11 protein-coding genes are annotated in these 13,111 nt (G+C 61.6%); 8 read left to right on the top strand and 3 right to left on the bottom strand.

Annotation, left to right across the window (positions count from 1 at the left end; genetic code table 11):
* The first annotated feature begins 88 nt into the window (after positions 1–88).
* Positions 89–1,201 (top strand): TIGR03032 family protein, encoded by a 1,113-nt coding sequence (locus R8871_RS02535; RefSeq protein ID WP_246287320.1) that lies wholly within the window; start codon positions 89–91, stop codon positions 1,199–1,201.
* A 204-nt stretch (positions 1,202–1,405) separates the two neighbouring features.
* On the opposite strand, the gene R8871_RS02530 is transcribed toward R8871_RS02535, so the two are convergent.
* Both R8871_RS02530 and R8871_RS02525 read right to left on the bottom strand, forming a co-directional pair.
* Positions 1,406–2,692, bottom strand: coding sequence for a substrate-binding domain-containing protein (locus R8871_RS02530; RefSeq protein ID WP_175048898.1), 1,287 nt, complete (start codon positions 2,690–2,692; stop codon positions 1,406–1,408).
* A 288-nt stretch (positions 2,693–2,980) separates the two neighbouring features.
* Positions 2,981–3,763 (bottom strand): hypothetical protein, encoded by a 783-nt coding sequence (locus tag R8871_RS02525; RefSeq protein WP_175048897.1) that lies wholly within the window; start codon positions 3,761–3,763, stop codon positions 2,981–2,983.
* A 438-nt stretch (positions 3,764–4,201) separates the two neighbouring features.
* Here R8871_RS02525 and gspD point away from each other — a divergent pair, with 438 nt between their 5' ends.
* The 3 genes from gspD (at position 4,202) to gspF (ending at position 9,431) form a co-directional block, all read left to right on the top strand.
* Complete coding sequence (gene gspD / locus R8871_RS02520) at positions 4,202–6,598, top strand: type II secretion system secretin GspD (RefSeq protein ID WP_175048896.1); 2,397 nt, start codon at positions 4,202–4,204, stop codon at positions 6,596–6,598.
* A gap of 122 nt (positions 6,599–6,720) precedes the next feature.
* Entirely contained in the window at positions 6,721–8,199 is a 1,479-nt protein-coding gene (gene gspE, locus R8871_RS02515) for a type II secretion system ATPase GspE (RefSeq protein ID WP_175049952.1), read from the top strand.
* Between the two features lie 2 nt (positions 8,200–8,201).
* Entirely contained in the window at positions 8,202–9,431 is a 1,230-nt protein-coding gene (gene gspF, locus R8871_RS02510) for a type II secretion system inner membrane protein GspF (RefSeq protein WP_175048895.1), read from the top strand.
* A 62-nt stretch (positions 9,432–9,493) separates the two neighbouring features.
* Here gspF and R8871_RS02505 read toward each other — a convergent pair whose 3' ends face one another.
* The gene (locus tag R8871_RS02505; RefSeq protein ID WP_175048894.1) at positions 9,494–9,913 is read right to left on the bottom strand and encodes a general secretion pathway protein GspC; all 420 of its coding nucleotides are present in this window, start codon (positions 9,911–9,913) and stop codon (positions 9,494–9,496) included.
* A gap of 149 nt (positions 9,914–10,062) precedes the next feature.
* Here R8871_RS02505 and gspG point away from each other — a divergent pair, with 149 nt between their 5' ends.
* The 4 genes from gspG (at position 10,063) to gspM (ending at position 12,961) form a co-directional block, all read left to right on the top strand.
* Positions 10,063–10,521, top strand: coding sequence for a type II secretion system major pseudopilin GspG (gene gspG / locus R8871_RS02500; protein WP_175049951.1), 459 nt, complete (start codon positions 10,063–10,065; stop codon positions 10,519–10,521).
* Positions 10,493–11,002: a GspH/FimT family pseudopilin gene (locus R8871_RS02495; protein WP_175048893.1), complete on the top strand. Its 510-nt coding sequence runs from the start codon at positions 10,493–10,495 to the stop codon at positions 11,000–11,002. The genes gspG and R8871_RS02495 overlap by 29 nt, the downstream gene beginning before the upstream one ends.
* A gap of 73 nt (positions 11,003–11,075) precedes the next feature.
* Complete coding sequence (gspL, locus tag R8871_RS02490; protein WP_175048892.1) at positions 11,076–12,485, top strand: type II secretion system protein GspL; 1,410 nt, start codon at positions 11,076–11,078, stop codon at positions 12,483–12,485.
* The gene (gene gspM / locus R8871_RS02485; protein WP_175048891.1) at positions 12,449–12,961 is read left to right on the top strand and encodes a type II secretion system protein GspM; all 513 of its coding nucleotides are present in this window, start codon (positions 12,449–12,451) and stop codon (positions 12,959–12,961) included. Before gspL ends, gspM begins: the two co-directional genes overlap by 37 nt.
* Positions 12,962–13,111 lie beyond the last annotated feature (150 nt).

Genomic DNA, 13,111 nt, shown 5'->3' with positions numbered 1-13,111 from the left:
TACGACGAGACAGAGGGTACGAACGACGGACGCCGCGGCGATGTATAACCTTCGAAACAATGCTTCAACCTGAAAGAGGAAATTGACAGTGGAGGCAGCAGAACTGAAGGATGAAGTGCAAGGCAACGGGATCGCAGAGAAGCCCGATTTGATCGACTTGCGCGATACGGGTCGCTTTCTCGCGACGCTCGAGGCATTGAACTGTTCACTTGCACTGAGCCGGCGGCCATCGGGCGTTGCGCTACTCGGCGTCGACAAAGGCGTCCCGACACTGTCGGCCTGCATGTTGCCGCGCTCGATGGGTCTCGCAGTCGAAGGCGACCGGCTGGCGATCGCGACGCATCGCGAAGTGATCGTCTTCGCAAATGCAAAGGCGATCGCGCAGCAATACCCTGCGCGCCCGAACCACTATGACGGCGTGTTCGTGCCGCGTGTCGCGCACTTCACGGGCAATTGCGACCTGCATGACATGGCGCTCGACGGTCCACGCGTGATCGCAGTCAACACGCGTTTTTCGTGCCTTTGTGTGATCGATGGATTCTTCAACTTCACGCCGTTCTGGCGGCCACCTTTCCTGACCGATTTCACCGGCGACGACCGCTGCCATCTGAATGGCATGGCGTTTCACGATCGCAAGGCGTCGTTTGCGACCGCCTTGGGTCACACGAACACGTCCTATGGCTGGCGCGAAGGGATGGCCGACGGCGGTATCGTCATGGAAGTGCCGAGCGGACGCATCGTTGCATCAGGGCTATCGATGCCCCATTCGCCGCGTGTTATTGACGGTCAGCTCTACGTGCTTGAAGGCGGCCGCGGACACGTTTTGCAGATCGATACCACGACAGGGACCAAACGCGTGGTTGCCGAACTGCCGGGGTTCACGCATGGACTAGCCGTTTATGGCGGCGTCCTGTTCGTTGGCTTATCTAAGCTGCGGATGAAACGGGGACCACAAGGCTTGCCTATCGAAAGCAGAGGTGAGCTTGTCGCCGGCGTCGCGGCGATTGAGCTTGCGAGCGGCCAGGTGCTGGGCATTCTGGAGTTCTATAATGGCGTGGAAGAGATTTTTGATGTGCAGGTGTTGCCTAATGTTCGACGCGCGGAGATTCTGGCACCGCATCAATGGTTCGAGACACCGTCGATTGAGACGGTTCATGGTGGTATGTGGGAGCTGCGCGATGATGAGGGCGACAACGCGTAATTCTTCAAACCTGACGATTCCCACATGGTTCGATATGACAGTCGAGCCATGACGTGCTTCACACGATTCATCAATATTCCCGGAACATGAATGCAACTGATAACGTGGCTTGACGTACGTTGGCCCACGTTTATTCGAATTGCAAGAAACCGTGGCCTCATAAGATGAGGCCACGGCGTGTTTGCAGCGAAACTCTACAAGCTCTTAACGGCCGGCGACGGCGCCGCAGATCGTGGAGTTGCCGATGTTGAGGTTTGCACGGGTGCCGGTCAGGAAGTCGGTGGTGATCGCCGACGCATAGCTCGAAGGCACCGTATCAAAGCCATTGCCGTGAAGGATCGCGGCGTTGCTGGCGTTGTTGTAGTGCAGGTTCAGGAAGTCCACCACCGACGCGTTGACGGTCGGCGAGTTGCTGTGGTTCGCATAGCACTGGCTAACGATGATCTGGCTCGTGCCGGAGATTGGGTAGCCTACGGACGGGTTGGCCGAGTTCGGCACCCATTGCGTCTGAACGGCCGGATTGGACGGCAGAGCGACCGTACCGAGCGCCAGCGTGGCGTTCTGATACGTCGGCACCACGTCAGCGCCCGTCGAGGTGTTACGCAGGCTGGCAACAGCCAGCGCATTCGTCGCAGCCGGCGCGCTCGTCGACGTTGCGAGGAACGAGTTCGTGTAGTCCGGGCTCACATAACCCACACCAGCTGCGGTGCCGAGGTTCTTGAGCGCGGTGACCACGCCGCCGCTACCCGTCGCTTCGACGAAGTTGCTCGGCAGGCCAGCCGGGAACAGCGTTGCCTTGAACGTTTGTGTTTCGGTGAACGCGATGTTCGAGTTGCCACCAGTGCCGGTCGTGCAAACACCCGATGCTGCCAGGTGGCGCGTCAGCAGATCGGTCGTGCCGCTACCGTCGCCGCGCACAACAACCGTGATCGGGCCAGCAGCGTAGAACGAACCGTTGTCCGGATTCGTGACCTGGCTCCAGTTCGTCAGCTTGCCTGAGAAAATACCGCACAGGTCGTTGTCATTCAGCGCGACGCTGTTCGTCTGGCCAGTCGTCGTTTGCGGACCCGTACCAGCCGGTGCGTTGACCAGCGGAATCGTGATCGGCGTCACGATGTACGGGATCTGGATCAGCGGGCCGCCGCCAGTGGACGTTGTTCCCAACGAGCTCGACGCATACGAGCTGATCTGCGAGGACGACAGAGCTGCATCGCTATTGGCGAAGTGGACAACCTTGCCGGCAGCGAGGCCGAACTGGGTTGCGTCGTTGTTCAGGAAAGCAGTTTGACCCTTGCCCGAGCCAACCGATGCGTACGTAGCCGTACCATCAGCAGCGGGGAAAATCGAGATTTCTGCGCCGATCGAAGGAGCAACCAGCGACGAGCCGCCGCCGACCAGAGCCGGTACGGTTTGTGCCATTGCAGCGGAGGCTGCGAGTGCCGACAGAGCGGCCAGGACAGCTTGACAAACGATACGCTTGCTAGATTTCATCGCAATTCCTTAAGGAAAACGAACGAGGGATTTGGGCGCAGCCAGAAGAGGCTGGACTGCCTGAACAATATAAGTTCGAGTTCCCAGGCAAACGGTGAAGTGTCCGTGAATTGCGTGCGTCGAAATGGCAACAAATGGTACGGAGAATTTATCGCGCGTGATTCAATAAAATGCGCAATGGATTTTTAACCGCGTTTCAAATCGTCTAATCGAATAAGCAATGCATATTTCGATTTCAACGAATGCGTTCACCTTATCCCACACTCGTCAGTTTTACTTGTTGTCACATCAGGAAGCTTCCTTTGTTACCGCATTGCTCTGCAGCGCCGATTGCGCGAGGAACGTTTCGAACGTCATCACTTCGGATCGCATCAGCCGCGTGGACTCGTTCAGAAAATCAACGCTCATCGGTACTTCGGCGTAACCGAGCAAATGCCGCCCACCCGGAAACATCGAGGTACGCGTCGACCGGTAGTGCAGACGAAAGAGCCGCGGCGGCGCCGGGCGAGGCTTGCGCAGATCGGCGATCGATTGCACCGACGCATCGAACCAGAAACGCACCCAGGCGGATTGGGGCGCGCCGGGCGTACGCGCAATGAACTCGGCAAGCGCCAGAAAGATATACGGCACGTCCGCCTGTTCGAGCGTGGGGCAAGCCCACAGGTGCAACACGTCCGCATGCTCGACAATCCGCATGAAGCGCACCACGCTTAACTCGGGCACCTGTTCACGCATCGCCTGCAAATGTGCGCGCCAATGTTGCGAGAACGCTTCGCGCTGTTTGCGTTCCCGCTCGATATTCGGCGGTTGCGCCGTGATGAGAATCGGATTCGGCAACGCATCGGCGGCGAGCGGGCAAAGCGCAAGCGCGCCGTCCGCATGCGAAAAGTAGTGGACATGCTTGCGCCCGCGCGACTGCACGATATGCAGCGCTTCGCCGCATAACGGGCAGCGCGCGGCAGGCGCGCCAACGGAAGCATCGCCGGAGAATTCACGCAGATAGTCTTCAACCGTCAACAGGCGGTCTTGTTCCGGGTGGAGCGCATGATCGACTAGCGGCTTCTCTTTCATGTACTGGCCGTGTGTTCTGGGACATCGCGCACGCGGTAACGCCGGCCGTGCAGATAACGTCCTCGTTATAGTCGGAGTTCGTGTACGTGACCTCGACAGTCGCAACACGGGTGATCGATCGCTTGACGATCAATACGCGAGTGAGCTTAGCGTTCGTGGAAGTCGGCTCGGTGAACGATTGTTAGTACGTACGCGCTTGGGCGAGCCATTGCGAACATCGTGCGAAAAATTGTGCTGAGGATCTGTCACACGTCGTCGCTATTTCGCCGCTTACTCTTGCCTGCCTGTGTGCGGACCGGCTCGTTGAACGGCGCTGCGACAGATGACGTGCAGGTTCGAGCCGCACATTGATTGCGCATAAAAAATGCGCGACGGTGTGGGGATTCTACGAGGCGGGCCTGCTTCCCAAACAGAGCACTGCGGCACCGAACCCGATCCATGACACGTTTTAGTTCCGGTATCCATGCTGTCACACGCATTGCTTTCGCACTCGCCCTGGTGATTCCCGCGCTTACCCAACCGGCGCACGCTCAGGTGACCTTGAACTTCGCGAATGTCGATATCGGGCAGGTCGCCAAAGCCATCGGCTCTGCAACGGATACGACGATCATCGTCGACCCGCGCGTTAAAGGGCAGTTGAACCTCGTCTCGGATAACCCGGTCAGCAAGGAGCGTGCACTCAAGACCATGGAAGCCGCGTTACGCATGCAGGGCTTCGCGCTGCTTACCGACAATGGCATTCTCAAGGTCGTGCCTGAAGCGGACGCGAAACTGCAAGGCGTTCCTACGTATGTCGGCAACACGCCTAAAGCGCATGGCGACACTGTGATCACGCAGGTGTTCCGCTTGCGTCACGAGTCGGCCACCAACCTGCTGCCGGTGCTGCGGCCGCTGATCACGCCGAACAACGTAATCGCCGCGTACGCGAACGACAACACGCTGGTGGTGACCGATTACGCGGACAACGTGCGCCGGGTCGCGTCGATCATCGCGGGCATCGACTCGGGCGAATCGCAGAAGGTGGACGTCGTGCCGCTCGTGCATGAAAGCGCGTTGGATCTCGCGCCGATCGTGCAGCGCATGCTTGACCCGAACAATATCGGCAACACCGACGCAACGCTGAAGGTATCGGTCGCGGCCGACCCGCGCATCAATGCGCTGCTGCTGCGTGCCGCCAATGCGTCGCGCCTCAGCGACGCGAAAGCGTTGATCGCGCGGCTCGATTCGGCGACTCGCGTGCCGGGCAATATGCACGTGGTGCGTGTGATGAACGCGAACGCGGTCGATCTCGCGAAGGTATTGCGCGGCATGATGGGCCAGAGCGGCGATAGCGGTTCGAGCGACAAGTCCGGCACGCAAGGTTTCGGGCAAAGCAATGGCAACGGCGCAGGCGGATTGTCCAGCAGCACCTCGACCGGCACGTCCGGGGTGCCGCCGTTGCCGAGTTCCTCGGGAAGCGGCAGCAGCCTGAGCAGCGGCGGCTTGGGCGGCTCGAGCGGCGGCGGCCTGGGAGGCAGCAGTGGGGGGCAAGGCGGCCAGGGCGGCGGCTTGATCGCGAACGCACACGGCGGCGACGACAGCAGTTCGGGCGGCATGATCACCGCCGACGCCGCGACGAATTCGCTCATCATCACCGCACCGGAACCGGTTTATCAAAGCGTTCGCAATGTCATCGATCAACTCGACGTGCGCCGCGCACAGGTCTATATCGAGGCGTTGATCGTCGAGTTGAACTCGAACACGAACGCCAACCTCGGCATTCAGTGGCAGGTCGCGAACAATTCGATCTTTGCCGGCACCAACCTGGCAACCGGCAACGGCAACAGCATTATCAATCTGACGGCCGCGGCCGCAGCGACGGGCGCGACCGGCGGTCTCGCCGGAGCGCTCGCAAGCGGGAGCGGTATCCAGCAGGGCCTCAACGTCGGCTGGATTCACAACATTTTCGGTGTACAAGGACTCGGCGCGCTGTTGCAGGCACTCTCGCAGACTCAGGATGCGAACGTGCTGTCCACGCCTAACCTCATCACGCTCGACAACGAGGAAGCCAAGATCGTTGTCGGTACGAACGTGCCGATCCAGACGGGTTCGTATTCGAACCTGACGAGCGGTACCACGAGCAACGCGTTCAATACGTTCGACCGCGTCGATGTCGGCCTGACGCTGCACATCAAGCCGCAGATCACCGACGGCGGGATTCTCAAGCTGCAGCTCTACACGGAAGACTCGGCGATCGTGAACGGCACGACCAACGCGACGACCAATCCGTCCGGCCCGCAGTTCACCAAGCGTTCGATCCAGTCGACGGTACTTGCCGATAACGGCGAGATCATCGTGCTGGGCGGCCTGATGCAGGACAACTACCAGGTGAGCAACAGCAAGGTGCCGCTGCTGGGCGATATTCCGTGGCTTGGCCAGTTGTTCCGTTCAGAACAGAAGACTCGCAATAAGACCAACCTGATGGTGTTTCTGCGTCCTGTGATCATCAGCGATCGCAATACCGCGCAGGCTGTGACGTCGAACCGTTACGACTACGTCCAGGGCGTGACGGGTGCGTACAAGTCGGATAACAACCTGATCAAGGATAACGATGACCCGGTGGTTCCGCCGATGCCGATCGGCCCGAGCCAGGGTGGTTCGCCCGCGATGAATCTGTTCGATCTCGACAGGATGCGTCGTCAGCAGATGGCGCCGCCGCAGTCATTGCCGCAGACTTTGCCTCCGTCTTCGTCTTCGGCACAGCAGCCGAACGCCGCTTCCGCGATGAACGGCGCAGTGCAGGCTAATCCGGTGCCTACGGGGCCATCCACATCGTCGCCGGGAGTGCAGCCGTGAGCACGCCAGTGGCTCCGGTGTTGCCGATGCTGTCGGCAGCGGCGCGCGCGAATGTGGGTGCGGGTGCAGATGTAGCGGGTGCGGCTGCAGGTGCGGCTGCGGCTGCAGCCGCAGCCGGGCAGATGCCGGTTGCCGCCAAAGCCGAACGCATCGCACCATCCGCAGTCGCCGCGCGTCTCGTGCCCTACGGCTTCGCCCGCGGCGGCCAGATTCTGGTCGCGCATCAGCACGCCGATAGTCTCGAAGTCTGGATCAGCGAACGCACCAGCGACGCTGCGCTTGCTGAAGTCGCGCGCAACTTCGGCGCGTTGTCGGTAGTGCGGGTGCCCGCCGATGAACTCGCTCAGGCGATCAACCAGGCCTACGCGCGCCAGGATGGCAGCGCGGCGCAGGTGGTCGGCGAAGTGGAAGGCGAAGTCGATCTGTCGCGCCTGATGCAGGACATTCCCGAGATCGAGGATCTGCTCGAATCGGAAGACGATGCACCGATCATCCGCATGATCAACGCGTTGCTCACGCAGGCTGCACGCGAACAGGCCTCGGACATTCACATCGAGCCGTTCGAGACGTCTTCTGTGGTGCGCTTCCGTGTCGACGGTACGTTACGCGATGTCGTGCGGCCGAAAAAAGCGCTGCACGGCGCGCTGATCTCGCGGATCAAGATCATGGCGCAGCTCGACATTGCTGAGAAGCGTCTGCCGCAGGATGGCCGTATCACGCTGCGTGTCGGCGGACGTCCAGTCGACGTGCGTGTCTCCACATTGCCGACTGGTCACGGCGAACGCGCGGTGCTGCGTCTGCTGGAAAAGGACGCCTCGCGCCTGAATCTCGAAGCGCTCGGCATGGCACCCGACACGCTCGTCAAGTTCGACAAGCTGATCGGCAAACCGCACGGCATCGTGCTGGTGACCGGTCCGACCGGCTCGGGCAAGACAACCACGCTGTACGCCTCGATGTCGCGGCTCGAGACCGCGACCACCAACATCATGACGGTCGAAGACCCGATCGAATACGACCTGTCCGGCATCGGCCAGACGCAGGTCAACGAACGGATCGGCATGACCTTCGCGCGGGCGCTGCGCTCGATTCTGCGGCAGGATCCGGACGTCATCATGATCGGTGAAATCCGCGATCTGGAAACCGCGCAGATCGCGGTGCAGGCGTCGCTCACCGGTCACCTGGTGCTGGCGACGCTGCACACGAACGACGCGGCATCGGCCGTGACCCGTTTGACCGACATGGGCGTTGAACCCTACCTGCTGGCGTCGTCGCTGCTCGGCGTGCTGGCACAGCGGCTGGTGCGGCGCCTGTGCCCTGTGTGCCGCGAAGAACGTGTCGAGGAAGATGGCAGCGTGCGCTGGCATCCCGTCGGTTGCGACAAGTGCGGCCAGTCCGGTTATGCGGGACGTCGCGGTGTCTACGAACTGCTTCTGATCGACGACGAAATCCGCACGCTGGTTCACCGCAACGCATCCGACGCGGAAATTCTCACTTCGGGCCGCGCGCAAGGTATGCGTACGCTGCGCGAAGACTCGGACCGCTGGCTTGCCTCCGGGCTGACGTCGCTCGAAGAAATCGTAAGAGTAACCGGAGGGAGCTGATCATGACGGCGTTCCGTTTCGAAGCGATCGATGCAGCAGGCAAATCCAAAAGAGGCGTGCTGGACGGTGACAGCGCGCGCTCGGTGCGCAGCCAGTTACGCGCCCAGGGCCTCGTGCCGATGACGGTTGCCACCGCGGCGAGCCACGCAGGCGGTGCGTCAGCGAAAGGCGCGAAGGCGTCGGGCGGCTTCGGCCGAAAACTGTCGCAACGCGAGCAGGCGTTGCTCACGCGACAACTGGCGAGCCTGCTGGTCGCGGGCCTGCCACTCGACGAAGCACTTGCCGTGCTCACCGATCAGGCCGAGCGCGATTATCTGCGCAGCCTGCTCGCGGCGATTCGCGGCGAAGTGCTCGGCGGTCATTCATTCGCGAATGCGCTGGCGCAGCATCCCAAAGATTTTCCGGACATTTATCGCGCACTGGTCTCGGCGGGCGAGCACACCGGCAAGCTCGGTCTCGTACTCTCGCGTCTCGCCGACTACATCGAACAGCGTAATGCGCTCAAGCAGAAGATCGTGCTGGCTTTCACGTATCCCGCGGTCGTCACCGTGGTGGCCTTTGGCATCGTTACATTCCTGTTGAGCTATGTGGTGCCGCAAGTGGTGAACGTGTTTGCCAGCACAAAGCAGCAATTGCCGTTTCTCACCGTGTTGATGATGGCGCTGTCCGGCTTTGTGCGGCAATGGTGGTGGGCGGCGCTGATCGCGTTGATTGTGATCGTTTATGGCGTGCGCTCCATCCTGGCGCAGCGTGGGCCACGGCTCTCTTTCGACAGGTGGATATTGACGGCGCCTCTCGCAGGCAAACTCGTGCGGGGCTACAACACGGTGCGCTTTGCGAGCACGCTCGGCATTCTGATCGCCGCAGGCGTGCCGATCTTACGCGCGTTGCAGGCAGCGGGTGAAACGCTCAGCAATCGCGCGATGCGCACGCTGGTGGATGACGCAATCGTGCGGGTCCGCGAAGGCACGGCGCTCTCTCGCGCGCTCGGCAATACGAAGACCTTCCCGCCGGTGCTGGTGCATCTGATCCGTTCAGGCGAAGCGACCGGTGACGTGACCACGATGCTCGACCGCGCCGCTGCGGGTGAAGCGTCAGAACTCGAGCGTCGCACGATGTTCCTGACGAGTTTGATGGAACCGCTGTTGATTCTCGCGATGGGCGGCACCGTACTCGTGATTGTGCTGGCGGTAATGCTGCCGATTATCGAATTGAATAACCTGGTGCATTGATGCACGCAGCCGCTTTTACGCTGACTGCCTGCCGTTCTGGCCGCGTTTGCAATATGTGCGATCTATCGGACAAAAGCACTTGGCGAATCCACTGCCGGCAGCGCGATTTCACGTCGCACGCCATTGTGCTCGACGACGATCGAGCGGCCATGCACCTCTGCCAGCGTCGCCGCATTGCTGATGGCGCCGTTCACGCGCACCACGCGTGCCGCCTCGCCACCCACACTCACGATAGCCGCGGCGTGATGCGGATCGAACGCGAGAATGCCGAGCAGTTGCACGTCGTCGCGATGCCCCTGATCCGGCGCGGCGCCGAACAGCGCGCCGCCGCCGGTGGCGTCGATCGCAGCGATGGGCTGGGCCTGCGGATTGGCGTGCGGCAGCGGCGTGAGGAGCACATGCGCGGACCACGCGCTGACGGCGGCGAACAGCGCCGCGCTGGCAACGGTGGCGAGGAGCGTGGGACGGAGTTGAAGGCGCATGGTTTCGGCGACGTAGTGAGTTGGAAGTCCGCATTCCAGCGGGAGCGAACGGCGCGCCACATTCAGGGCACGCGCATGAGAACATCATTCTTGAACGCAAAGGTGAATCAATGATGACCGATTCGACAGTAGCGCTTGCGCACCGAGACATGGAGCGCGCGGTGCGCAAACGGCGGGACCTGCATACACAGCGAACCCAACGCGGTTTCACACTCATCGAAATCATGGTGGTGATCGCGATCCTCGGCATTCTCGCCGCGCTGATCGTGCCGAAAATCATGAGCCGACCGGACGAAGCGCGGCGAGTGGCGGCGAAACAGGATATCGGCTCGGTTATGCAGGGGCTCAATCTCTACAAGCTCGACAACGGTCGCTATCCGGCGAACGATCAGGGCCTGCGCGCGCTAGTCGAAAAACCGTCGACGGATCCGGTGCCGAACAACTGGAAGTCGGGCGGCTACCTCGAACGTCTGCCGAACGACCCGTGGGGCAATCCCTATCAATACCTGAACCCCGGCGTCCACGGTGATATCGATGTCTTCAGCTACGGCGCCGACGGGAAGGCGGGAGGAGAGGGTAATGACGCGGATATCGGCTCCTGGCAATGAAGCAGGCGTAGCACGGCGTGGCTTGCGGCAACGAGGTTTCACGCTGCTCGAAATGCTGGTGGTGTTGCTGATCGCAGGCCTGCTGCTCGCGGTAGTCGGCCTTGCGCCGACCCGCAATCGCAGCACCGACCTGACCGAAGAAGCACAACGCCTCGCCGCGATGTTCGAATCGGCGCTCGACGAAGCGCAAGTGCGTTCCGCACCGATTGCATGGCAACCGGTCGGCGGTGGCTATCGCTTTCTGCGGCGTGCAACGAATGGCACATGGCAACCGCTCGCGGACAGCGTACTCGGCGCGCATCGCTGGGAGGCCGACGTCACTGGCGTGTCGATCCGCTATGCAGATGGTGCGGCGGTGCAGCGCATCGTCTTCGGCGAGGAAAGCATCGACGCGCCGGTGACGGTCACGCTTTATTCCGGCGCCGTACACGTGCGAGTGATCAGCACGGGAATCGGCAGTTTCGGCGTACGTCGTCCATGAGCCGAGGGCGAATTTTGCAAGGACATAGGAATGCGATGGCCTCAATCATGAAAGCCGAATCGAAGAGGCTTGAATGTCGACTGTGATCGTTCTGCTGCCCGCGCGCGACGCGTTTGTTACGCACGACTGGGACACATACCCATTTCCCTTCGCGCTCGCATCGCGCAACGGCGACCGCGCGATCGAGACCGGATTTGCGACGTTGAAGACGCTGCCGAGCGGAACGTCGACCGTCCTGATTGTCGCGGCGCGCGACACGCTGATGCTCGCCACGACTTTGCCGCCGGCGCAGGGCGTACGGCTGCGGCGCATGTTGCCCAATGTGGTCGAAGAGCATTTGATGCAGGACGCCCAGCAGTGCCATTTCGCGATCGCACCGGCCGCACGCGGCGAGGCGATGCGTTGCATTGCGGTCGTGGATCGGGGCTGGTTCGGCATGGTGCTCGACCGGTTCGCTGAAGCGGGGCACCGACGGGTGCGCGCGGTGCCGCTTGCGCAGTGTTTGCCGATGCTGGACGTGGATGACGGGGCCACACAGGTCGACTCCTTGAGCACGACAGCGGACGAGTTGAACGCCGAATCGGCGGTAGAAGCGGAACCGAACACGATTCTGGCGACGGAAACGGCACAGGCGGCCGCTCAGCGCGATGCAATCAAACGCATCACAGCGCTAATCGTGCCGGTCGCGCAAAAAATTCCTGCCACAACGGACAACGCCGAGTTGCCGCATGTCGAAGCCCCCGAAGACGAACGGTTCGAACTCGCATTCCGGCGTGGCGCGTTGGGATTTGGCTTTAGCGTAGGCGCGGAGCAATTGGACGCGACGTTAAACCATCTCTCGCACGACGCGGAGCCGACAATCTACCGGCTTCAATACGGCGACGCTCGGATCACGCCTGATGCCGACGCGGCGACCGTGAAAACGTTGCCATGGCAGATGCTGGCGCGCTCGGCCATCGCATGCCGTTTCGATCTGTGCCAGTTCGAATTCGGTTCTTCAGGACGAGGTGGTGTCGTAGCGCAGGTACGTCGCTGGCGCATACCGCTCTCGATCGTCGCCGCCTCGGTCGCTGTGGCGCTAATCACCGTCAACCTGCAGTGGCTGCGTCTGCGCCATCAGCGCGACGCGCTCACAGAAACCATGACGCAACTCGCTCAGGAGGCGTTGCCGCCGACCACGGTCATGCTCGATCCGCACGCGCAAATGGCGTCGCAACTCGCGCGAATGAAGGCTGCGGCAGCCGAATTGCGACCGGACGATTTTCTGGCCCTCAGCGCCGGCGTCGCGCATGCATTGGGGCCGATTCCGGCAGCCTCGATGGCTTCGCTGAACTACAGCGGCGGTGCATTAGAGGTGTCGTTCAAAACCGGCACGGAACTGGATCGCGACGCCTTCGTGCGCCGTCTCGCGGCGCAGGGTATCGCCGCGCATCAGGAGGAGGGCAAATGGACACTCAAGCCGTCGCCATCCGGCACGCGCTGACGCAATGGTGGGAAGCACGCGCCACGCGCGAAAAGCAGTTGCTCGGCGCAGGCGCGGTACTGGCCGGCGTCGCGATGATCTATAGCGTGCTGTGGTCGCCCGCTTTCGACGGCAGTACGCGCATACTCGCGAGTCTGCCTGGTCTTGAAGCTGAAGTGGCCGACGTCGGCGTTCAGGCCGACGAAGCGCGCCGTCTGCGGGCGTCAGCATCGATCGCCGCGCCTTCCGGCGCCGCACTGCGCGACGCGCTGTCGGCTTCGCTCGACGCCGCGGTGCTCGGCCAGGTTCAGCTTGCCGTGCTCGACAAGGCGGTGCAGATCGACGCGAAAGATGTGCCGTTCGGCGCGTGGATCGCCTGGCTCGACGAAGCGCGAAAGCGTTTTCATGTCCGCGTGATCAGCGCGCGCGTGACGGGCAACGACAAAGTCGGACATGCCGCGGTGTCGGTCACGCTCCAACCGGCCGGCGAGCAGTGAAAGATACCGATGCGACTTGCGCCGCGCACGCAATAAAGTCTTTATTTCCGACAATAAAAAATGCACCCGGAGGACGATTATCCGGAAGTCGCCGAATATGAACATTCGGTGTTAAAAAGTACGTACTTTTTTATGGCTGGGTTTTATCTC

The organism is Paraburkholderia sediminicola (assembly GCF_902859805.1).
In the GTDB taxonomy this organism is placed as follows: domain Bacteria; phylum Pseudomonadota; class Gammaproteobacteria; order Burkholderiales; family Burkholderiaceae; genus Paraburkholderia; species Paraburkholderia sediminicola.
This window is presented reverse-complemented; position numbering and strand designations above follow the sequence as displayed.